The organism is Pseudodesulfovibrio sp. 5S69 (assembly GCF_037094465.1).
In the GTDB taxonomy this organism is placed as follows: domain Bacteria; phylum Desulfobacterota; class Desulfovibrionia; order Desulfovibrionales; family Desulfovibrionaceae; genus Pseudodesulfovibrio; species Pseudodesulfovibrio methanolicus.
This window is the reverse complement of record NZ_CP146609.1, coordinates 1,041,443-1,062,697: the sequence shown is the minus strand read 5'-3', so window position 1 is coordinate 1,062,697 and position 21,255 is coordinate 1,041,443. Positions and strand designations below refer to the sequence as shown.

18 protein-coding genes are annotated in these 21,255 nt (G+C 65.6%); 12 read left to right on the top strand and 6 right to left on the bottom strand.

The genetic code is table 11. The annotated features are described in order from the left end of the window. Nucleotides 1–88: 88 nt before the first annotated feature. The 8 genes from V8V93_RS04970 to V8V93_RS04935 all read left to right on the top strand — a co-directional run bounded on the left by V8V93_RS04970 (nt 89) and on the right by V8V93_RS04935 (nt 9,207). Nucleotides 89–1,729 (top strand): TolB family protein, encoded by a 1,641-nt coding sequence (locus V8V93_RS04970; RefSeq protein WP_338669259.1) that lies wholly within the window; start codon nt 89–91, stop codon nt 1,727–1,729. A gap of 36 nt (nt 1,730–1,765) precedes the next feature. Continuing rightward, nucleotides 1,766–2,614, top strand: a complete 849-nt coding sequence (locus V8V93_RS04965; protein ID WP_338669258.1) for a hypothetical protein — start codon at nt 1,766–1,768, stop codon at nt 2,612–2,614. Between the two features lie 45 nt (nt 2,615–2,659). Beyond that, a complete protein-coding gene (locus tag V8V93_RS04960) occupies nt 2,660–3,877 on the top strand; it encodes a peptidoglycan-binding domain-containing protein (protein WP_338669257.1) in 1,218 nt (405 codons plus the stop codon). A gap of 87 nt (nt 3,878–3,964) precedes the next feature. After that, complete coding sequence (locus tag V8V93_RS04955) at nt 3,965–4,957, top strand: peptidoglycan-binding domain-containing protein (protein WP_338669256.1); 993 nt, start codon at nt 3,965–3,967, stop codon at nt 4,955–4,957. Between the two features lie 277 nt (nt 4,958–5,234). Next, nucleotides 5,235–7,652: a Lon protease family protein gene (locus tag V8V93_RS04950; RefSeq protein WP_338669255.1), complete on the top strand. Its 2,418-nt coding sequence runs from the start codon at nt 5,235–5,237 to the stop codon at nt 7,650–7,652. A 146-nt stretch (nt 7,653–7,798) separates the two neighbouring features. After that, nucleotides 7,799–8,455 (top strand): metallophosphoesterase family protein, encoded by a 657-nt coding sequence (locus tag V8V93_RS04945; protein ID WP_338669254.1) that lies wholly within the window; start codon nt 7,799–7,801, stop codon nt 8,453–8,455. Further along, nucleotides 8,456–8,926 carry a 23S rRNA (pseudouridine(1915)-N(3))-methyltransferase RlmH gene (locus V8V93_RS04940; protein ID WP_338669253.1) on the top strand — a complete coding sequence of 157 codons (471 nt, stop codon included), beginning with the start codon at nt 8,456–8,458 and terminating at the stop codon, nt 8,924–8,926. It begins immediately after the preceding gene. 23 nt (nt 8,927–8,949) lie between these two features. Continuing rightward, the gene (locus tag V8V93_RS04935; protein WP_338669252.1) at nt 8,950–9,207 is read left to right on the top strand and encodes a hypothetical protein; all 258 of its coding nucleotides are present in this window, start codon (nt 8,950–8,952) and stop codon (nt 9,205–9,207) included. An 86-nt stretch (nt 9,208–9,293) separates the two neighbouring features. On the opposite strand, the gene V8V93_RS04930 is transcribed toward V8V93_RS04935, so the two are convergent. The 5 genes from V8V93_RS04930 to V8V93_RS04910 form a co-directional block, all read right to left on the bottom strand. Beyond that, nucleotides 9,294–11,183, bottom strand: coding sequence for an Nramp family divalent metal transporter (locus V8V93_RS04930; RefSeq protein WP_338669251.1), 1,890 nt, complete (start codon nt 11,181–11,183; stop codon nt 9,294–9,296). A gap of 270 nt (nt 11,184–11,453) precedes the next feature. Continuing rightward, a complete protein-coding gene (locus V8V93_RS04925; protein WP_338669250.1) occupies nt 11,454–13,091 on the bottom strand; it encodes an AMP-binding protein in 1,638 nt (545 codons plus the stop codon). A 97-nt stretch (nt 13,092–13,188) separates the two neighbouring features. Next, nucleotides 13,189–13,737 carry a helix-turn-helix domain-containing protein gene (locus V8V93_RS04920; RefSeq protein ID WP_338669249.1) on the bottom strand — a complete coding sequence of 183 codons (549 nt, stop codon included), beginning with the start codon at nt 13,735–13,737 and terminating at the stop codon, nt 13,189–13,191. A gap of 232 nt (nt 13,738–13,969) precedes the next feature. Beyond that, a complete protein-coding gene (locus V8V93_RS04915; protein WP_338669248.1) occupies nt 13,970–15,610 on the bottom strand; it encodes an AMP-binding protein in 1,641 nt (546 codons plus the stop codon). 9 nt (nt 15,611–15,619) lie between these two features. Then, the gene (locus V8V93_RS04910; protein WP_338669247.1) at nt 15,620–16,180 is read right to left on the bottom strand and encodes a helix-turn-helix domain-containing protein; all 561 of its coding nucleotides are present in this window, start codon (nt 16,178–16,180) and stop codon (nt 15,620–15,622) included. A gap of 222 nt (nt 16,181–16,402) precedes the next feature. Between V8V93_RS04910 and V8V93_RS04905 the strand changes: the two genes are divergently transcribed. The 4 genes from V8V93_RS04905 to V8V93_RS04890 all read left to right on the top strand — a co-directional run bounded on the left by V8V93_RS04905 (nt 16,403) and on the right by V8V93_RS04890 (nt 19,772). Beyond that, nucleotides 16,403–17,239, top strand: coding sequence for a tetratricopeptide repeat protein (locus tag V8V93_RS04905; protein ID WP_338669246.1), 837 nt, complete (start codon nt 16,403–16,405; stop codon nt 17,237–17,239). Nucleotides 17,240–17,242: 3 nt separating this feature from the next. Continuing rightward, on the top strand, nt 17,243–17,896 hold the full coding sequence (locus V8V93_RS04900; protein ID WP_338669245.1) for an ABC transporter ATP-binding protein: 654 nt from the start codon (nt 17,243–17,245) through the stop codon (nt 17,894–17,896). Continuing rightward, nucleotides 17,893–18,675 (top strand): ABC transporter permease, encoded by a 783-nt coding sequence (locus V8V93_RS04895; protein ID WP_338669244.1) that lies wholly within the window; start codon nt 17,893–17,895, stop codon nt 18,673–18,675. Before V8V93_RS04900 ends, V8V93_RS04895 begins: the two co-directional genes overlap by 4 nt. A 110-nt stretch (nt 18,676–18,785) precedes the next feature. After that, nucleotides 18,786–19,772, top strand: coding sequence for a substrate-binding domain-containing protein (locus tag V8V93_RS04890; protein ID WP_338669243.1), 987 nt, complete (start codon nt 18,786–18,788; stop codon nt 19,770–19,772). Between the two features lie 2 nt (nt 19,773–19,774). Here the strand turns inward: V8V93_RS04890 and V8V93_RS04885 are convergent, their stop codons facing one another. Further along, nucleotides 19,775–21,205, bottom strand: a complete 1,431-nt coding sequence (locus V8V93_RS04885; RefSeq protein WP_338669242.1) for a sigma-54 dependent transcriptional regulator — start codon at nt 21,203–21,205, stop codon at nt 19,775–19,777. Nucleotides 21,206–21,255 lie beyond the last annotated feature (50 nt).

Genomic DNA, 21,255 nt, shown 5'->3' with positions numbered 1-21,255 from the left:
CATATTTCTTGCCAAAATTCGCTCAGTATATTATCGTTGCCCAAACTAGCCTAAATTCTTCTAACTATTTATACAGGCAGGAGAAAGAATGCCGCCCCACCGCTTCCGCCCGGGACAGATTTTCTCCCTTCTTCTGCTCTGCCTCGCCGCACTGGCGCCCTCCGGGGCGGCCGCCTACCCGCTCTTCCGCTCCGCCGACCTCGCTCTGCCGCCCGGCACGACCCTGGCCGCAGCCATCGAGCGGCTGGTCCCGGCGGATTCCCCGGCTCCCCTCACGATCCTGGAACCGGCCGACGGCGCGCTCGTCCCGGAGGACGCGGCCTCCCCCATCTTCCGCTGGCGGGATCCCGCGGCCGGGGCCTGGCTCGTCACCCTGACCGTGGACGGGCAGCCCCTGTGCAAGGGGCTGTTGAACACCCCCCGCTGGATACCCGAACGGTCCCTGTGGGAACGCATCCGCTCGGACGCGGGCGGGCATACCATCGAGGCCGCCGTCTCGGGCCTGGGCCCGGACGGCCGCATGGTCTCCTCCGGACGGACCAGCTTCGCCGTGAGCGGCGAGCCCGTGGCCGCGCGCCTCTCCTTCCTGCGCAAGCGGCTGCCCTTCCGCACGGCCCAGAAGAACCCCAACGACAGCCAGGTCGTCATCGGCGACCTCTCGGACTACGGCCGGCCGCGCATCGTCATGCAGGACGTGCCCATCTGCTTCAACTGCCACGCCTATTCCCTGGACGGCTCCGCCTACGGCATGGACATGGATTACAAGGGGGACAAGGGCGGTTACGCCCTGGTGTCCGTGGGCGAACAGGTCTCGGTGGACGACCGGGACGTGGTCTCCTGGAACGACTACGTCCCGCCCAAGCCCGCCACCTACAGCATGGGGCTGTTCACCAGCCTCTCCCCGGACGGGCGCTATGCCGCCTCCACCGTGGGCGAGACCTCTGCCTTCGTCATGCTCGACGACCTCTATTTCTCGCAGATGTTCTATCCGGCCACGGGCCAGGTCGCGATCTACGACGCCAGGACCGGCAAGATCGCGCCCCTGCCCGGCGCGAACGACGTCAGGCGCATCCAGACCAACCCGGCCTTCAGCCCGGATGGGACGCGGCTGGCCTTTGCCCGGGCCGACGTGGAGACGGCCCTGGTGGCCCGCATCGTGGCCGGCGAACTGCGCAAGGAGGACCCCGGCCAGGACATCCGCGCGGTCAACGCCAAATACCCCGTGCAGTTCGATCTCTGGTCCGTCCCCTTCAACCACGGCGGGGGCGGCGTGCCCGAGCCGATAGAGGGCGCATCCGACAACGGCCTGAGCAACTTCTTTCCCAAGTATTCGCCCGACGGCCGCTGGTTGGCCTTCACCCAGTGCGCCACCGGCCTGGTCCTCCAGCCGGACTCGAAGATCGCCATCGTCCCGGCCGGGGGCGGCGAGGCGCACGTGCTCAAGGCCAACACCGGGCTGATGAACTCCTGGCACACCTGGTCGCCCAACTCCCGGTGGCTGGCCTTCGCCTCCAAGGGGAATTCCCCCTTCACCGAAATTTTCCTGACCCACATAGACGACGACGGCCGGTCCAGCCCGCCGCTGCGGCTCTTCCGCTTCAGCCACGAAGAACTGGCGGCCATGGTCCCGGAGTTCGTTCCGGACCATGCGAAACACGAACAGAAGTCCCTGGAACTCGCGGACCCGGAGGGGGCCTTGGGCGAGTCCATGGCAACGGACGGCAGATAGGGGAATCGTTTCATTTTATCCTTCAAGGAGATCGACATGGTATGCGAACTTAGAGGACTGCGGACAATGATGGCCTGGGCGCTCGCCCTCGGTCTGCTGCTGACTCCGGCCCTGGCCTGGGCCTATGGTGGCGGCGGTGGAGGTGGTGGCGGCGGGGACGTCGGCGGCGGGGCCGCCGACAACATCGAGCCCTGGACCCCGGCCGAGTTGAGCTCGATCTTCCAGAGCACCTCGCCCTCCCAGCAGAGCACGCTGGTCGAGGCGTTCACCGGCTCGACCATCAGCAAACGCGACCTGCTGACCATCCGCCAGGTCTTCCTGGAAAAGAACTCCGCGGCCGCCAACAACGAGGCCGCCATGCTCGACGCCTGCGTCAAGACTCTGGAGATACTCGATAAGATGGGTGAACTGTCGCAGACGGGCCTGTCCTTCGTACCCGGCGTGGGCTGGGTCACCTCGGCCACCCTGAGCGCGGCCCGCGGCGGAGCCAACGCCTACCGCGACGGCCTGGGGACCAAGGGCATCGTCAAGGGCGTGGTCATCAGCGCCACCTCGTCCGTCATGATGAGCCACTTCTCTCCCCTGAACGCGGACAAGGCCTTCAACACGGCCAAGGCCGGGATCAACATCGCCCGCAACACCGTGAACAGCCAGGTCCGGACCAGGGCCCTGGCCATCGCGACCAAGGCCATGGCCCGCTACGGCCTGACCAAGCACGTCGAAGGCGAGATCGAAGGCCAGTTGGGCAAGAGCATGGAGGCCCTGGCCGACTACATGGGCGCGCCGAACGTGGCCCAGCAGCCCAGCTACGTCCCGGACCCGGCGTACGACCCCATGTCGTCCGCCCCGGCCAGCCAGATCTCGGGCGGTACGCCGCAGCTCTAGACCGAAGGCCCGAAACCCAACCAGCAACAAAGGGGAAACACACCCATGCGCAAATACGCTTTTTACCTCCTCCCGCTGTTGTGCGCCGCAGCCGTGGCCGTGGCTGGCTGCAACATGCCCACGCCGCAGTCCGCCGCCCTGAATCCGCCGCCGCCCAGGGAAGTGCCAGCGCCCCAGGTCATCCCGGCCGCGCCCGCACAGAAACTCGACGACATCAAGCTCGTGACCGCCGCCCTCATCGAACGGCTGCGCGGCGGCCGCATCAGCGTGGAGAACGTCACGCTGGATCCCAACGGCCAGCACTCCGTGGGCGAGCTCGACTTCAACTACGACGGCTTCGACGTCAAGAACGTCGGCGTGACCGGCTACATCACCGCCGAGCTCGGACCGGACAGGGTCCAGGCCATGCTTGAAGGCGTGATCCTGTTCAAGGACGTGATCAACCGACGCGCAGGTGTCTACTTCTGCACCCAATACGTGGTCACCCCAAACAACATCAACATCACCAAATCCGTGGTCGCGGGCATCCCGTCCGACTTCCCCAGGGTGGAGACCTACTTCATTCCCGAGAAGACCTTCAAGGCGGCGGCCTCAAACCTGACCAGCTACATGGACTACTACCTCTTCGCCATCGAGAACGCCGAGCCCATGACCTACGGCGAGGGCGAAAGCAGGGTCGGGCTGACCGGCGAATACTACATCCTGACCTTCTGCAAGGACCGCATCTACCAGGAGGCCTCCCTGGCCATGACCATCACGGACCGGCCCTACGGCGCGGGCAAGAAGCTCGCCGAGGGTATCTCCATCAATGATTCGGGCTGGCGCATCCTGGTGGCGGGCGGCAAGTTCGCGCCCGGCTCCTCGCGCTTCAAGTTCTACGTGGGCGTGACTTACAAGCAGGAGGCCAACTCCTATCTGCCCGAGGTCGTGGTCGGCGAGTTCCTCAACGTCAAGAAACCCTACGCCCCGGCACCGGCCGCCCAGACGGCTCCGGCGAGCGGATACGCTCCGGCCGCCTCGGCGCAGCCCGGCGAAGGCCCCCTGGCCTCGGGCGCCCGGTTCCTCAACCCGGTCTTCCCTGAGGACGTGGCGATCATCCAGGTCCGGCTGCACGAGCTCGGCTTGTACAACTACAAGATCGACAGCGACTTCGGGCCCCTGACCCGCAAGGCGCTCGACACCTTCAACCAGCAACACGGCCTGCCCACGGGCCAGTGGAGCCTGGGCGTGCAAAAGGCCCTGTTCAAGGGCACCGGCCAATAACGGGACGGGCCGCCACGGCCCTTGCCCCGCCCGCCGCACCCCGCCGCCCTTCCCTCCGGCGGCGGGGACGGCGCAGGCGGAGGCGGCATGACAGCAACTTCCTGCAACAAGGACGGCATGATGCGTATCAAATTCATCGTCTTGGCCCTGGCTCTGCTCCTGTGCCGGGCAGCACCCGCGGCCGCTGCCCAGGTGGAGGTCTACCTCGTGCCCATGGAGACCTTCAGGACCATCCCCTACGAGGTCTTCACCGACTGGAACGCCCTGCACGATCTGGCCGTGCGGCACGCCCAAGACCCGGCCGCGGGGGGTGGGACGGCGGACAGCTACATGGTCATGAGCTTCCTGCGCGGCAAGCTGCCGCCGAACGCCCAATTCGAGGCAGTGGTCACGGACCGCCGGACGAACCGCGCGACAACCGACGGCGAGGCCAAGAGCCAGGAACGGTACATGAACTTCCAGGGCATGCCCGTGCACATGTTCGCCACCCGGTTCCCGCCCGCCGCCTTTGCCGAACGGTTCTCCATCAACTACTATTCCGCCCCCGGCGACGGCGCGGGCAAACGGGTGCAGATCGCCCGCTGGGACTCCGCGCCCAAGACGGCCAGCTACGCCCCGGCTCCGGCCCCGGCCCGTGCTCCGGCCCCCGCTCCCGCCCCTGCCCCGGCTCCGGCCCGTGCTCCGGCCCAGGCCCCTGCCTATGCACCGCCGCCGGCACCCGCTCCGGCACCCGCTCCCGCTCCGGCCTACGCTCCGGCGCCCGCCCGGCCCGCGCCCCAGGCCATTCCCAGCGCGCAACCCGCTCCCCGGCCAGCCCCGGCACCGGCACCGGTCGCGTCCGCGCCCGCCCAGGGCCCCCTGGAACGCGGCCTGGCCTTCCTCAACCCGGTCTTCCCGGACGACGTGGAGCTGATCCAGAAACGCCTCAAGGAGCTGGGCATCTACAAGGGGCCCATCGACAAGAACTTCGGCCCCCAGACCAAACGCTCCCTGGACCACTACGCCGTGGGCCAGGGCTTCCCCAAGGGCCAATGGTCCATGGGGTTGCAAAAGGCCTTGTTCCAAGGCACCGGCCTCTGATCCGACGCATCGCGCACCCACAAGGGCGGCTCCACGGAGCCGCCCTTGTTCTTCGGCCCGCCTGCCCCTGCCGAAGGCACCCAAAAAGTTTAGGAGAGCGAGAGGGGATGGAGTCCAAGGGAAGGAGAGAGGGAACCCTTCTCTCAAAGGGTTCCCTCTCTCCTTCCCTTGGCTGCCGGAGGCCCCCCCGCCACGCGGATGGTGACAAGCGTGGGGAAAGGGCTTAGAAACGGGATACGGTGTGAACGCCGCGCAAAATCAACCTGAACGAGTACCGATGACCAAAACGACCCTTCCCAAAAGCCTGCCCGGCTCCAAGCTGCGGGCGGCCATGGACCCGGCCACCATTCCCTACGCCACCAGCGCCGATGTCCCGGCGCGAAACGTCTATTCCAAATTGCAGCCCAGGGCGATCCACGCCTTGTCGCTGGCGCTTGAGATCAGGGGCAACGAGCACAACCTGTATGTGGCGGGCGAGCCGAACATGGGCCGCACCTATTTCGTGAAGTCGTTCCTGCAGCCCGCAGCGGCCAAGGCCACGCCCCCGGCGGACTGGGTCTACCTGTACAATTTCGAGGACAGCGACAAACCCATCGCCGTGTCCCTGCCCGCCGGGAAGGGGCGCAAATTCAAGCTGGCCCAGAACAAGGCCATGGCCCACATCCGCCAGGAGATCCCGGCCCGGTTCGAGAAGGACACCTTCCAGAAGAAGCACGAGCGCATCGTCAAGAAGTTCAACGCCAAGCGCGAGGAACTGTTCAACGAGATGGACGACACGGCCGAGAAGGAGAACTTCTCCCTGTCGCTGGACGACGAGGGCGTGCTGACCCTGTCGCCCATCGTGGACGGCGAGGTGGTCTCGGACAAGGATTTCGACAAGCTCAAGCCCGCCCATCGCAAAAAGCTCAAGGCCAAGGGCGAAGAGCTGCTGGCCGGAGTCAGCTCCATCCTGCGCCAGATCAACCAGAACGAGATGGAGATGCGCGACTCCGAGAGCGCGCTGCAGCGGGAGACCGCCAAGACGGTCATGGAGGACTGTTTCACCCAGGTCTCCGACAAGTTCAAGGACATCGAGGGGTTGCCCGCCTATTTCGAGGCCGTGGTGGACGAGGTGGTGGACAACGTGGACCAGTTCTTGCCGCGCGATACTTCCTTGGCCGGGCTCCTGCCCGAGGGCATGCCGTCGGGCGAGGACTTCTTCACCCGGTTCGAGGTCAACCTGTTCGTGGACAACGGCAAGACCAAGGGCGCGCCCGTGGTGGTCGAGGACCACCCCACCCCGTTCAACCTGCTCGGCTCCATCGAGCGCGAGGCCGAGATGGGCGCGCTGTACACGGACTTCACCCTGATCAAGGCGGGCTCCCTGCATCAGGCCAACGGGGGGTTCCTGATCCTGAACGTGGAGGATCTGCTGTCCAACCCGAGCTCCTGGGAAGGGCTGTTGCGGGCCCTCAGGTCCGGCCAGTCGCGCATCGAGGACCCGGTGGACCCGGAGCAGGTCCGCGCCCGGACCATCCAGCCCGAGCCTATCGACCTGGACCTCAAGGTGGTCCTCATCGGCACGGACGAACACTACGAGATCCTGCTCTACAACGACGACCGGTTCGCCAAGTATTTCAAGCTCAAAGCGCATCTGCAACACGCGGCCATGCGCACGGCGGCGAACATCCGCAACTACGTCTCGATCATCGGCCAGACCGCGCGCGAGGCCGGGGTCCTGCCCCTGACCCGCGAGGCCATGGCCGGGCTCATCGACTTCGCCTCCCGGCTGGTGGAAGACCAGAAGCGGCTCTCCCTGTACATCCCGCTGATCCGCGAGCGCATGATCGAGGCCTCGGCTTTGGCGCGCATGGCGGGCAAGGAGAACGTGGACCAGACGGCCATGAGCGAGGCGGTCTGGGCCAAGGACTACCGCGTGAACCTCTATGAAGAGGAGTTCATGGCCGACTACGACCGCCAGGTCATCAAGGTGGATACGGACGGATTCGGCACGGGCCGGGCCAACGGGCTGTCCGTGACCCTGTTCGGCGACTACGAGTTCGGCCTGCCGCATCAAATTTCCTGCACCGTGGGCGTGGGCCACGGCGGCATCCTCGACCTGGAGCGCGAGGCCCAGTTGGGCGGCCCCATCCACACCAAGGGGATGATGATCATCAAGTCCTACCTGGTCCGCCTGTTCGCCCAAAACAAGCCCATCGTGCTGACCGGGTCGCTCTGCTTCGAGCAGTCGTACGCGGGCATCGAGGGCGACTCGGCCTCGGGCGCGGAGCTGGCCTCCCTGCTCTCGGCCCTGTCCGACACGCCCATCAACCTGTCCTACGCCATGACGGGCGCGGTCTCGCAGAGTGGCGCGGTCATGGCCGTGGGCGGAGTCAACCGCAAGATCGAAGGGTTCTTCGAGGTCTGCCGCAGGCGCAAGCTGACCGGCCGCCAGGGCGTGATCCTGCCCGCGGACAACGTGGTCAACCTGATGCTCAAGGACGAAGTGGTCCGGGCCGTGGACGAGGGCAAATTCCACATCTTCCCGGTCAAGTCCATCGAGGAAGCCCTGTTCATCCTGACCGGGCTGAAGTGCGGCACGCGCGGCAAGAACGGGCAGTACCCGCTCGGCACCCTGTACCGCAAGGTGGACCAGCGCCTGGCCGAGCTGGCCGAACTGGCCCTCAAGACCAGCCCCGGGGGCTGCGCCAAGTAGGGGCCGGAGGCCCTTCGGGCAGCAGCTCGGCAGAGCCGCCGATCATCCTCGCGCACCGTGCCGGCGACGGCATCCCGACTCGCTTCGGACGTTGACTCGGCCGGGTCTCCCCGCTAGGTTCTCTGCAAATCGATGCGAGGTAGCGCATGTATTGGATAGCTTTCGGCGACATACACGAATCGACCGGCCTGCTCGGGTCCGTACCCGGCCTGGCCGAAGCGGACGGGGTGATCGTCACCGGGGACCTGACCAACCGGGGCGGCCGCGAGGCGGGCAAACGCGTGCTCGATGCCGTGGCCCGGTACAATCCGCGCATCCTGGCCCAGCCCGGCAACATGGACTCGGACGGTGTGACCGCCTACATCCGCGAGCAGGACATGGACATCCATCTGCGCGTGCGCGAGCTGGCTCCGGGCCTCGGGCTCATGGGCGTGGGGTTGTCCACTCCCACCCCGTTCGGCACGCCCGGCGAGGTCCCGGAATCGACCCTGGCCCAATGGCTGGACCGGACCCATGCCCAGGCGGACGGGTTCGACCGGCTCATCTGCGTCATCCACGAGCCGCCCGCCGACACCGCGCTGGACCGGCTCGGCAACGGCCAACACGTGGGCAGCCCCGGCGTGCGCGCCTTTCTGGAAAGGGTCCAGCCCGTCCTGGCCGTGACCGGCCACATCCACGAGGCCGCGGGGGTCGACCGCATCGGCGAGACCCCGGTCATCAACCCCGGCATGCTTGCGGGCGGCGGGTTCGTGCGCATCGATTTCGACGGCGAGACCGTGACCGCCAGCCTTGAGAGCGTCTAGATGAGCAAGATCGGTTTCCTCTGGGTGGGCAAGCTCAAGGAGTCCTTTTCGCGGGACGGGTGCGCCCTGTACTGGAAAAAGCTGTCGCGCTTCTTCCAGCTGGAGGAGACGGTCATCAAGGACGCGCCCGGCAAGCTCCCCCCGGCGGACAAGAACAAGGTGGAGGGTGAACGCATCCTGGCCAAGGTCAGGCCCGGCGACGTGCTCATCCTCCTGGACGAGTTCGGCGAACGGCTGACCAGCCGCCGGCTTGCCGACCAACTCAAGGCCTGGACCGACGCGCCCAACCAGCGCCCGGTCTTCGTCATCGGCGGGCCGTTCGGGCTGTCGGACGAGGTCAAGGCCGCCGCCCGCCATACCATCCGTTTGAGCGACATGACCCTGCCCCACGAGCTGGCCCGGCTCCTGCTCCTCGAACAGCTCTACCGCGCCGGGACCATTCATAAAAACATGCCCTATCATCACGATTAGGCTCGACCGACGGAGGCTCTCCCATGCTCGACATCGACTATCTGGAACGCGTGGCCCACTATTTCGACTCCGGCGACTGCAAATTCGAGTTCGAAAACGGCGAGGAGGAACGCCGCCTGCTCATCCTCGACTTCCTCGAACGGCTCATGGAGCTCGGCGAGAAGGCCGATGAACTGGCCACCAAGCTGATCTTCAAGGATGCCTACGCCACCCTGCTCACCGAGGAGGGCGTGGCCGAAGCCGAGGCCGCCGAGGCCGAGGAAAAGGGAACCAAACAGTAGGGCGTCCCCGGAACGCGGGACGGACCGCCGCCCCTGCCATGGAAAGAGAAAAGCGGACCCGGTTTTCGGGGCCGCTTTTTCTGCGCCTAGACGACCAGGATCGGTATGTCGACCTTGTGGCGGACCGGCTCCACGGTCTCGCCCCAGAGCAGGTCGCCCAGCAGCCGGTGGCCGTGGGACCCCATGACCAGCATGTCCACGTTGTGGGCGGCGGCGAAGCGGATCAGCTCGCGGGACGGGTTGCCGAACAGCAGCGCCATCTCCACGGCCACGCCGGTGGTGCAGATCTCATCCACGATCTCCGACAGGTACTGTTCGTCCTCGCGGGTGTGTTCGTCGTAGACGTTCTGCCCGCCGTCCTCGCTGTTGTCGTAGACGTGCGCCAGCGCCGTATCGACCACGTGGACCAGGGTCAGCATGGCCCCCTCCTGCTTGGCCAGGGAAAGCGCCCGGTTGATGATCGGCGCATCGCCCGAGTCCCGCCCGAGCGCCGCGACGATGTGCCGCGTCTTTTTCGTCTCGATCTTCCCGATGATTGCGCCCGCTCCGCCCGGCGCCTCCTCGGCCCAGCCCTTGTCGCCGCGTATGAGCGGCATGACCAGCAGGTAGACGAGAAAGAGCCCGGTCACCGCCGCGATCAGGATGATCAGCGCCGTGACGATGAACGGCGTGCCCTCGCTGCCCCATTCGGCAATCTGGTCGTACACCAGCTTGCCGTTCAATCCGATGATGATCGCCGACGACGCCCAGGCCAGGATCTTGGCCCACCACCGGTTGACGAACGAGCCCATCTTCAGCTTGTCGCTGGTGAAGTGGACCAGCGGGACGATGGCGAACGGCAGTTGCAGGCTGAGGATGACCTGGCTGAGGATGAGCAGCCTGTAGGTCCCCCTGTCGCCGAAGATGGCGATGACCACCACGGCCGGGAGCAGCGCGATGCACCGGGTGATGAGCCGCCTGACGTGGGGACGCAGCCGGATCTTGACGAACCCCTCCATGACGATCTGGCCGGCCAGGGTCCCGGTCAGGGTGGAACTCTGTCCTGCGGCCAGCAAGGCCAGGCCGAAGGCGATGGGGGCCACCTGGGAACCGAGCAGTTGTTCGAGCATCTGGTCCGCCTGCTGGATCTCGGTGACCACGATGCCGTTCCGATAAAAGACCGCGGCGGCGAGGACCAGTATGGCCGCGTTGACGAAAAAGGCCGCGTTCAGGGCGATGGTCGAGTCGAGCAGGTTGAAGCGGCAGGCCTGGGCCTTGGCGTCCACCAGCCGGGAGACGTTCCGCGTCTGCACCAGGGACGAATGCAGGTACAGGTTGTGGGGCATGACCGTGGCCCCGATGATGCCCAGGATGATGTACACCGAGCCGGTCGGTATGCTGGGCACCAGCCCTGCCGCCGCCGCGCCCCAATCCGGCTTGGCGAGAAAGAGATTGACCACGAATCCTCCGGCGATGACCGTGATCAGGGAAAGGATGAAGGCCTCCATCTTGCGGATGCCCAGCCGCTGGATGGCCAGCAGCAGGAAGGTGTCGAGCAGGGTCACGGCCGCGCCCCAGAGCAGGGGCAGGCCGAACAGCAGGTTCAGGCCGAGGATGGTCCCGAGCAGCTCGGCCAGGTCGCAGGCCGCGATGGCTATTTCGCATAAAATCCACAGGACGAACGAGGCGGCCTTGGAGTATTCGGCCCGGCAGGCCTGGGCCAGGTCCTTGCCGGTGACGATGCCGAGCCGGGCGGCCAGGGTCTGGAGCAGCACGGCCATCATGTTGGACATCAGCACGACCCAGATCAGGGCGTAGCCGAACCGGGAGCCGCCCTCGAGGTCCGTGGCCCAGTTGCCGGGGTCCATGTACCCGACGCTGACCAGGTACGCCGGTCCGGCAAAGGCGAAAATGCGTTTCCACAATTTGGGGTGTCGGGTCTGGACGGACCCGTGGACCTCTTCCAGGGACTTTTCCTTGCTCACAGCATCACTCATCCGAATCGACTCCATGTCTCGCTCGCGCTCGGGGGGGGGATCAAAGCAGGATGGAACGATCCGGCGCGGAACACGGCCGCACCACCCCACTGAGGAGGACCATAGCACAACGCCTCCATCTTACAACACAATCGTTATAGGTGGCGGGCAAGACACCGGGGACGGACGCGGGCCGGCGTTCGCGGAAGCTGCCGGGAGGTTCGGCAAAGGGCGGGAAGGGAGAGGCCGGGGGAAAGAGGTTTCCCTCCCCTCCCCCGGCCGCCGGAACCCCTACTTCGCCAGTCTGGCGAGGTCGGCTTCGCGGATTTCCTTGCGTTTGATCTTGCCGGAGATGGTCTTGGGCAGCTCGTCCACGTAGTCGATGACGCGCGGGTACTTGTAGGGCGCGGTCAACTCGCGGACAAAGGCCTGGAGCTGCTTGGTTAACTTCTCGTCGCCCTCGTATCCCGGGGCGAGCACCACAGTGGCCTTGACCAACTGGCCGCGCACGTCGTCGGGCAGGCCGGTGACCGCGGCCTCGATGACCGCCTCGTGGGCCACCAGGGCGGACTCCACCTCGAACGGTCCGATGCGGTAGCCCGAGGACTTGATCAGGTCGTCGGTGCGGCCCATGAACCAGAGATAGCCGTCCTCGTCGGCCCAGGCCTTGTCGCCGGTGTGGTACCAGCCGTCGCATTTGACGCAGGCGGTCTTGCCCGGCTCGTCCATGTAGGAGTCGAACAGGCCGAGCACGGGCGAGTCGATGCTGATGCAGATCTCGCCCTCCTCGCCCTGGGGCACTTTGTTGCCTTCCTCGTCCATGAGCGCGATGTTCCAGCCGGGCACCGGTTTCCCGATGGAACCGGGCTTGGGCTCCATGAACTTGAAGGTGGCCACCTGCAGGGTGGTCTCGGTCTGGCCGTAGCCTTCGAAGATGGGCATGCCCACGGCCTTTTCCCAGGCGAGGAAGACCGAGTCGTTGAGCAGCTCGCCCGCCGTGGTGCAGTGGCGCAGGGAAGACAGGTCGTACTTGGAAAGGTCCTCGCGCACCAGGAACCGGTAGATGGTCGGCGGCGCGCAGAAGGTGGTGATCTTGTTGTCGGCCATGACCTGGAGCAGGTCGCCGGGGTGGAACTTGCCCCGGAAGTCCCAGACGAAAATGATCGCCCCGGCCATCCACTGGCCGTAGAACTTGCCCCAGACCGACTTGCCCCAGCCCGTGTCCGACACGGTCAGGTGCACGTCGCCGTCTTCCAGGTCGTGCCACAGCGCGCCGGTGGTGTAGTGGGACGCGGCGTACTTGTGGTTGTGCAGGACCATTTTGGGCAGGCCGGTGGTGCCGCTGGAAAAGAAGATAACCATGGGGTCGTCGCCGCCGGGGGAGTCCGGGGTGCGCGGGAAGCTCGGGTCGCCCGAGGCGAGCAGCGCGTCGTAGTCGAGCCAGCCGTTTGCGGCCTTGCCTTCCACCTGGACGAGCAACTTCAGGCCGGGACAGTCGGGCCGGGCCTTGTCCACCCGCTCCACGATGGAGTCCTCGCAGATCAGCGCCGAGATGCCCGCGTAGTTGACGCGCTCGCGGATGTCCTTCTTGGTCAGCAGGGACGGGGACGGGATGGGCACCGCGCCGATGCGGTGCAGGGCGAGCATGACCACCCAGTATTCCAGCCGCCGGTAGAGGATGACCATGACACGGTCGCCCTTTTTCACCCCCTTGGCCACCAGCGCGTTGGCCAGCCTGGAGGAGGACTCCTGGAAGAAGCCGAAGTTTAGATCGCGCCGGTTGTAGCCGTCGTCCACGTGAATCAGCGCCGGGGCCTTCGGGTCCTTGGCGTCCAGGACGTCGAAGGCGAAGTTGAAGTCCTCGGGGCATTCGGGTGTGTAACGTTCGCAAAAATCCTTGTAATCGGCGTATTCTTCTTTGGTAAACATGGTTTTTTCTCCGTGATTCAGATCAGCTTTCGTGATTTTTTCCGCAACAAAAATCGGTCAACTTTTTCCGGGCGGGTCGGGGAATTCCCGGCCGACCCTATAGAATCACGTCGAGAAAACGGACGGACTTGCCGTCCAGGCCGCGCAGGGCGTGGCCCGTTTCCGAGTTGAAGTAGAGCGAATCGCCGGGCTCGACGATGATCGGCTCGCCGCCCAGGCGCACCTCAAGGCGGCCTTCGAGCACGTAGATGAACTCCTGGCCCCGGTGCGAGGTCTCGGTCATGTCCTCGCCCGACTTGGGCGGGACCGTGATCAGGAACGGCTCCATCTCGCGCCCGGCGAACTTGTAGCCGAGCGACTTGTAGTCGTAGTCCTTGCGCCGGTCCACGGCGAAGCCCTCGTCCTTGCGCACCAGCGAGTAGGACTTGAGGTGCGGCTCGCGGCCGGAAATGAGCGTGGTCAGGTCCACCCGGCACAGCCGGGAGACATCGAGCAGGTAGCCCACCGGGATCTCCACGGTCCCGGTTTCGTAGGCCGTAACCTTTTCCTCGGACACCCCGAGCAGGTCGGCCATCTCCTTGGGCGTCCAGCCGACGCCCTCACGCACGCCCACCAGACGGGGCGCGATCTCCTTGTACTGTTCCATTCCATACCTCCTGGAAAAACAATGAGTTCGGCGGCCGAACCCTGCCCCGGGCCCGCCGAAACGGCATGTCCCCCGCAGCCAAGCGGCGAAGGATTGCGACGGCGAACGGTAAGGCCCCTATACGGGTTCCGCGCACGCCGTCCACATGGCCTACCCCTTGCCGAACCGGGCGGCAAGGGATTCGGGGGAGACCTCCCTGCCGGAGGCCGTCCCCGCCTTTTACACTATTCGCCTACGCGTCGGGCCACAGTTCGGCGGCCATGTCGCGGAGTTTGTATTTCTGGATCTTGCCCGATGCGGTCATGGGGTAGGTGTCCACGAAGGTGACGTACTTGGGAATCTTGTACCGCGCGATCTTGCCCCGGCAGTAGTCGATGATGTCCTCGACCTCGATGTCCGCGTCGCCCTTGCGGATGACGAAGGCGCCGCATTCCTCGCCGAACTTCTTGCTCGGCACGCCCGCCACCTGCACGTCCAGGACCCCGTCCATGGAGTACAGGAACTCCTCGATCTCGCGCGGGTAGATGTTCTCGCCGCCCCGGATGATCATGTCCTTGAGGCGGCCGGTGATAGTCAGGTAGCCGTCCTCGTCCATGACGCCCAGGTCGCCCGAATGCAGCCAGCCGTCCTTGTCGATGGCGGCCTCGGTGGCCTTCTCGTTGTTGTAGTAGCCCTTCATGACCAGGTAGCCCCGGCAGCAGACCTCGCCGACCACGCCCGGAGGACACTCCTCGTACGTCTCGGGGTCGACCACCCGGACCTCGACCTCGGGCATGGCCCGGCCGACGGTCTCGGTCATGTGCCTGAGCGAGTCGCCGACCACGGTCTGGCTCATGACCGGGCTGGATTCGGTCAGCCCGTAGCAGATGGTGATCTCGCGCATGTTCATCTTGTCGATGACCCGCTTCATGACCTCCACCGGACAGGGCGAGCCGGCCATGATCCCGGTGCGCAGGGATGAGTAGTCGAAGCGCTCGAACAGCGGGTGGTCGAGGATGGCGATGTACATGGTCGGCACGCCGTACACGGCGGTACACCGTTCCTGGTCGATGGCGGCCATGACTTCCAGAGGCACGAAGTCCTCCAGGAGGACCATGGTCACCCCGTGGTTGACCGAGGCCATGACCCCGAGCACGCAGCCGAAGCAGTGGAACAGGGGCACGGTCAGGCAGAGCCGGTCGCCGGGCACGAACTTCTGGTTCGCGCCGATCCAGTAGCCGTTGTTGACGATGTTGTAGTGGGTCAGTTGCACGCCCTTGGGGAACCCGGTGGTGCCCGAGGTGTACTGCATGTTGACCACGTCGTGGGGGTCGAGCGAGGCCTGGCGCTCGGCGTACTGCTCGTCCGTGACCATGGCGGCCATGGCCTGGAGCTCGGGGATGGAGTACATGCCCCGGTGCTTCTGGTGGCCCAGGTAGAATATCCGCTTCAGGTGCGGGAACTTCTCGGTCCTGAGCTGGCCGCGCTCCTGGGTGCGCAGTTCCGGGACCTGCTCGTAGGTAGTGGTCAGGTAGTCGTGGTCGCGGTACTGGCCGATGATGAACAGGTTCTCGGTCTCGGAGTGCTTGAGCAGGTATTCCAACTCATGGGAGCGGTAGTGGGTGTTGACCGTGAGCAGGACCGCCCCGATCTTGGCCGTGGCGAACTGCAGCGCCACCCAGTAGGGCACGTTGTTGGCCCATACGGCCACTTTCTCGCCCTTTTTCACGCCGAGCCCCATCAGCCCCTTGGCGATGGTGTCGGTCAGTTCGTCGAACTCCGCGTAGGTCAGGCGGAAATCGCGGTCCACGTAGACCACGGCCTCGGTGTCGGGATATTTCTCAGCGGTTTCCTTCAGCAGGTTGCCCAGCGTGATTTCTCGAAGTGCGCTCATACACCCTCCTTATTCCGGGAAGTACAGGACGGCGTAGATCTCGGCCTTTTCCGCTCCGCCGCAGGCCACGTTGTGGGGCACGATGGAGTTGAAATAGATGGAGTCGCCGGGCTTGAGGATCTGCTCCTCCTGGCCGTAGCGCACCCGCACCTTGCCGGCATGAACCACAATGAACTCCTCGCCCTCGTGGGAGGACAGGGAATCGTCCTTGCACGACTCGGGCATGAGCTCGACGAAGAACGGCTCCATATGGCGGTCGGTCTTGCCCTTGCCCAGGGAATGGAAGATCAGCCCGGTCTCCTTGCCGTCCGGGTGCATGATCAGCTCCTCCTCGCGCTCGGCCAGGCGGGTGATCAGCGGGTCGCTCGAAACCTGGTCGTCCAGAAAGGTTCCCAAGCGTACGCCTAGGGCTCGGGCCAGCTTTACCAAAGGCCGAAGGGAAGGATACATGTCCTCCTCTTCCACGGCACGGATGAAGTCCTCGGACAGGGTGGTTCTGTTGGACAGATCCTCGATGCTCAGATTCTGCTTCTCACGATAGGCGCGAATCCTTTTCCCGATAGTACTCATGTGTTTTTCTCCGTTGTCGATGGCACAAATGCTGGCGCAGGGACTCTTCCGATGCTGACAGAGGCGTTGGGGACGGTCCGTCGCCCTTGCCTGTAGCGGATATACGGGCGATTGTCACCATTTGGCGAAACCATCCAACTCAACCGTTAGACCGGTTGCCATCCGAATGGGCCGAGTGTATCTTTTTTTTTCGCCCCATTTTCGAGAACTCGAGGCTATGCCGTGAACCTAGACGAAACCCTGACCTTGGGCCCGGCCCGCAAGAAAGACGCCCGCGCGAAGGGCGGCCCCAAGCGCGCCGGGATCCCCGCCGACGTCCGCGTGGAGAAGATCTCCGGCGCGTTCTCCACCCAGTCCGTGTCCCAGGTGGGCACCGGCACCACTCAGCGCAAGGCCGTGCAGAAGGCCTACTGGTTCGCCGAAGAAGGCGAGCCCGACGCCGACGGCACCCGCATCATACAGGTCCGGCCCCTGAACAGCCACAATGTCCCCACCGGCCCCAAGAAGGCCGTCCCCCTGCCCGATTTCCTCTCCCGGTTCAGCCCGGAGATCGAATTCTACCAGGCCGAGGTCTTCCCGCGCATGTGCGAGCTCAGGGACACCCTCGTGCGGGCCGAGGGGCAGCGCGGCCAGGGGGCCCTCTACTCCGCCCAGTTCGAATTCGAATCCGCCCTGGGGCTGGACGAGAAGAACGTCCGGGCCAACTTCGGCTTGGGGCTGACCTACATGGCCCGGGGCGACGCGGACAAGGCCGGGGACATCTTCAAGCGCGTGGTCGCCCTGGACGCGGCCTTCTCCCCGGAGCACAAGCACCTGTTCAACGAGTTCGGCATCAACCTGCGCAAGTCCGGGCTCACGGACCAGGCCGTGGAGTACTACGCCCGCGCGCTGGCCATCTCCGAGGACGACGAAAATCTGTTCTACAACATCGCCAGGGCCTACTTCGAGCGCGGCGACGAGGCCGAATGCAGGGAGAACCTGCAACGCGCCTTGGAGCTCAACCCGGCCATGGAGGCCGCCCTGCGCTTCCTGGATTTTCTCGACGGGAAGGCGGAATAGTCCGTGTCCCTTGCCCTTGACCGGATCTCCTTCGCCTACCCTGACGGCCCGACCATCCTCAAGGACGCCTCGCTCACGATCGAGCCCGGCGGCTACCATTTGCTGCGCGGCCCGTCCGGCGCGGGCAAGTCCACCCTGCTGCGCCTCCTCTGCCGCCTGGAGGAGGTCCAGGCCGGGACCATCTCCTTCCGGGGCACGCCCATCCGCGACATCCCTCCGGCCGAGCTGCGCCGGCGCGTGGCCTACGTGCAGCAACTGCCCACGCTCCTGCCCGGCACGGTGCGCGACAACCTGCTCCTGCCCTTCTCGTTCAAGGCCAACGCGAAACTGCCCCCGCCCCCGGACGAAGAGATGGCCGCCCAGCTCTCGGCCTTCCTGCTGGAGGGCGTGACCCTGGAATCACGGGCGGACAAGCTCTCCGTGGGCCAGGCCCAGCGGATCTGCCTGACCCGCTCCCTGCTCCTCTCGCCCGAGGTGATCCTCCTGGACGAGCCCACCGCCTCCCTGGACGCCCATTCGGCCGGGGTGGTCCTGGACCGCACCCGAGGGTTGGCCGGGGACGGCGTCACCGTGGTCATGATCTCCCACTCCGAGACCGTGCCCGAGGGCGTGACCCATTTCATCAGCTTGGAAGACCGGAGGCTGGTCCTTTCATGACCCCGCACATCATCGAAATAGGCCCGCTGCAACTGGCGCTGTGCCTCGGCTTCGTGCTCCTGGCCGGGGCGACCTCCTTCGTCCAGAAGCTCGGCCTGGGCCGCGACCTGGCCGTGGGTACGGTGCGCACCTTCGCCCAACTCTTCCTCATGGGCTACGTCCTCAAATTCGTCTTCGAGGTGCGCATCTCCTGGCTGGTCCTGCTCCTGTACGCATTCATGGTCGCCGCCGCCGTGCACATCATTCGGGGACGGGTCAAGGAGCGGGCCATCCCCTTCGTGATCCCCACCTTCCTGTCCATGCTCGTGTCCTACTCCCTGGTCACCATGGTGGTCACCGGGGTCATCGTGGGCGCCCGGCCGTGGTGGACGCCGCAGTATTTCATCCCCTTGGCCGGCATGATCGTGGGCAACTCCATGACCGCCATCTCCATCTGCCTGGACCGCCTCTTCTCGGACCTCAAGGCCCGCCGGAGCGAAGTCGAAATGAGGCTCGCCCTCGGCGCGGACTACCGCGAGGCCTCGCGCGAAATCATGGCCGGGGCGATCCGCGCGGGCATGATCCCGTCCATCAACTCCCTCATGGCCGTGGGGTTGGTCTCCCTGCCCGGCATGATGACCGGCCAGATCCTGTCCGGCACCGATCCGCTCACCGCCATCCGCTACCAGATCGTGGTCATGCTCATGTTGGTGGCGTCCACCGCCGTGGGGGCCCTGATCGTCACCAACCTGGTCAGGAAGCGGTGCTTCTCCAAGGGGCAGCAGCTACTGCTCCGGTAGCCCACTCCCCGCATCGGCCTTCCCGGCAGGCCCCCGCCTCGAAGCGGAGAGAGGCCTGCGCCCTGCGAAAAATAATGTGCATCGCATATTCAAGGGGTTAATCCGGGCTCATGTCCAGCAAACCGATGGCCCATCGCCGCCTTGTCCTGCTGGCGGCCTGTCTCATCCTCGGAACGATCCTGGGGACGGACGGATCGTGCCTGGGCAAGGGCCGCCTCTTCGTCATCGTGGCCAAATCGGAAGCGGACGGGAATTTCATCCGGGTCTACAACGCGGCCAGGAGCGAAGCCGAGGCCAACGGCGATCGGATGCTCCTGACCGGCGGCAAGGGCAAGGCCCATTTCCGCATCCAGGACGAAGCCATCCGCGAGGTGTTGCGCCGGAATCCCGACGGGCTGGCCGTCTCGGTCCTGCACAGCCGGTTCCTGGCCGAGAACGCCTTCAAAGCCGTGCACGCCGCCGGCATCCCCGTGGTCACCTTCGATTCGGATTTCACGAAGCCGTATCACTCCCTGCGCGCGGGCTACATCGGCACGGACAACGTGGAGTTGGGCCGGGTGCTGGCCCGGCAGACGCAGCGCATCCGGCCACAGGGCGGCATGGTGGCGATCATGACCGGCGGGCTGAACGACACCAACCTGAACGACCGCATCCGAGGGGTGCGCGAGCAGTTCGGGTTCGGCACGCCCGGTTCGGTGTGGACCCTGCTCCCGCAGTCGCCCATCCCGTGCCGGGACAACTACGCCCAGGCCCTCAACCAGTTGGAGGCCCTGCTCGACGACCCCACGGTGGACGTCATCGTCTCCGTGGGCTGGTGGGCGCAGATGGCCGACGGCTACGCGGCCCTGGTCCGGCGCTACCGGCGCAACCTCAGCACGGGCGGCAAGGTCCTGGTCTTTGCCGGGGCCCACGCCAGGCAGCGCGAGCTTTTCGCCAAGCGGCTGAGCCACGTGAATATCGGGCTGGACTTTGAGGAGATGGGGCGGCTGGCCTACCGGTACCTGACCCGGCTGGCCGACGGCGGGACCATCCCGGAGGTGACCTACACGCCCATGGACATCCTCAGCCAGGACTGTCTCTACGCCCCGGCCAGGTAAGGCTACACGTCCAGGCCCTGTTTCTTGTATTCGTTGAGCTTGTTGCGCAGGGTGCGCACGGAGATGCCGAGCAGCTCGGCCGCGCGGGTACGGTTGCCGGTGGTCTCTTCCAGGCTTTTGAGGATAAGCCGCTTCTCCATTTCGTGCAGGGGCATGACCGACACGGCCTCGTCCGGGGTGGACGGGGGCGCGCCCTCGCAGGCGGCCTGCTGGTCCGCGTCGATGGCGGACAGGTCGTCCGGGGTCCACTGCTCGTCGCCCATGAGAAAATGGCGAGGCCGGATGGGCCCCTGGCCCGCCAGGAGCACGGCCCGCTCCATGAGGTTCTGCAACTCGCGCACGTTGCCGGGCCAATCGTAGTCCATAAGCCACTTCTTTGCCTCGTCCGTGAAGGCGAGCCTGCCGAGCCCGTAGGCCGCGGTGAACTTGTTGGTGAAATATTCGGCCAGCAGGAGCACGTCGTCGCCCCGGTCCTTGAGGGCGGGCAGGACCAGTGGGATGACGTTCAGCCGGTAGTAAAGGTCCTGGCGGAACTTGCCTTCCTTGACCGTGTCCTCGATGCGCCGGTTGGTGGTGGCCAGGACGCGGATGTCGACCTTGACCGTGTCCACGCCGCCCACGCGGTCGAACTCGGATTCCTGCAGGACGCGTAGCAGCTTGGCCTGGAGGCCCAAGTCCATCTCGGTGATCTCGTCGAGCAGGATGGTCCCGCCGTCGGCCAGCTCGAACTTGCCGAGCTTGCGCTGGATGGCCCCGGTGAAGGCGCCCTTTTCGTGCCCGAAGAGCTCGCTCTCCAGCAGGTGCTCGGGCAGGGCCGCGCAGTTGATGGCCACGAACGGCTTGTCCGCGCGGTCGGAGTTGTGATGCAGATAGCGGGCGAACATCTCCTTGCCGGTGCCGGACTCGCCGGAGATGAGCACGGTCGCCTTGGACCCGGCCACTTGTTTGGCCAGGGCGAGCACGCGCAGCACGGCGGTGTGGCGGCCGATGATCTGGAACCTGCCCTGGTGCGAGCCGCTGCCCGCGGGCACGGACTGGACCTTGGGCGGACAGGGGGCGGGTTCGGGTTCCGACTCGGGTTCGTCCTCGGGCAGGACCAGTTGGATCTTTTCCCAGGCCAGGGGCTCGATCCAGTAGTCGCGCGCCCCGAGTTCAAGGAATTCCGTGGCCTGCTCGGCGTTGCCCGAGGCCGAGAAGATGATCACGGGCGGGAACCCGGGGGTCTCGGCCCCCTTGGCGAGGAACGCCCTGGCGTCGAATCCCTGCAGTCGCGGACGACAGAACACCAGACAGGGCCTGGATTTCTTGATGAACCCCAGCGCACCGTTGAGGTTGTCGGCCAACCCCGCCTGCAATCCGGCCTTCTGCAAGGTGGGAAAGATGGCGGTCACGGACTGCGGTTCCGCGATGAAAAGGACTGTTCTGGCCGTCATGGTCACTTCTATTAGCGGTATCTCGAAGAGTTTACAAGGGGTTCGCGCAC

Excerpts from the sequence above, each read along its gene's own strand:
- V8V93_RS04920 (WP_338669249.1), bottom strand. The coding sequence starts at position 13,737 with ATGGAACAGTACAAGGAGATCGCGCCCCGTCTGGTGGGCGTGCGTGAG.
- V8V93_RS04915 (WP_338669248.1), bottom strand. The coding sequence starts at position 15,610 with ATGAGCGCACTTCGAGAAATCACGCTGGGCAACCTGCTGAAGGAAACC.
- V8V93_RS04925 (WP_338669250.1), bottom strand. The coding sequence starts at position 13,091 with ATGTTTACCAAAGAAGAATACGCCGATTACAAGGATTTTTGCGAACGT.
- V8V93_RS04910 (WP_338669247.1), bottom strand. The coding sequence starts at position 16,180 with ATGAGTACTATCGGGAAAAGGATTCGCGCCTATCGTGAGAAGCAGAAT.
- V8V93_RS04940 (WP_338669253.1), top strand. The coding sequence starts at position 8,456 with ATGAGCAAGATCGGTTTCCTCTGGGTGGGCAAGCTCAAGGAGTCCTTT.
- V8V93_RS04950 (WP_338669255.1), top strand. The coding sequence starts at position 5,235 with ATGACCAAAACGACCCTTCCCAAAAGCCTGCCCGGCTCCAAGCTGCGG.
- V8V93_RS04930 (WP_338669251.1), bottom strand. The coding sequence starts at position 11,183 with ATGAGTGATGCTGTGAGCAAGGAAAAGTCCCTGGAAGAGGTCCACGGG.
- V8V93_RS04945 (WP_338669254.1), top strand. The coding sequence starts at position 7,799 with ATGTATTGGATAGCTTTCGGCGACATACACGAATCGACCGGCCTGCTC.
- V8V93_RS04895 (WP_338669244.1), top strand. The coding sequence starts at position 17,893 with ATGACCCCGCACATCATCGAAATAGGCCCGCTGCAACTGGCGCTGTGC.
- V8V93_RS04970 (WP_338669259.1), top strand. The coding sequence starts at position 89 with ATGCCGCCCCACCGCTTCCGCCCGGGACAGATTTTCTCCCTTCTTCTG.
- V8V93_RS04960 (WP_338669257.1), top strand. The coding sequence starts at position 2,660 with ATGCGCAAATACGCTTTTTACCTCCTCCCGCTGTTGTGCGCCGCAGCC.
- V8V93_RS04955 (WP_338669256.1), top strand. The coding sequence starts at position 3,965 with ATGACAGCAACTTCCTGCAACAAGGACGGCATGATGCGTATCAAATTC.
- V8V93_RS04885 (WP_338669242.1), bottom strand. The coding sequence starts at position 21,205 with ATGACGGCCAGAACAGTCCTTTTCATCGCGGAACCGCAGTCCGTGACC.
- V8V93_RS04965 (WP_338669258.1), top strand. The coding sequence starts at position 1,766 with ATGGTATGCGAACTTAGAGGACTGCGGACAATGATGGCCTGGGCGCTC.
- V8V93_RS04935 (WP_338669252.1), top strand. The coding sequence starts at position 8,950 with ATGCTCGACATCGACTATCTGGAACGCGTGGCCCACTATTTCGACTCC.
- V8V93_RS04890 (WP_338669243.1), top strand. The coding sequence starts at position 18,786 with ATGTCCAGCAAACCGATGGCCCATCGCCGCCTTGTCCTGCTGGCGGCC.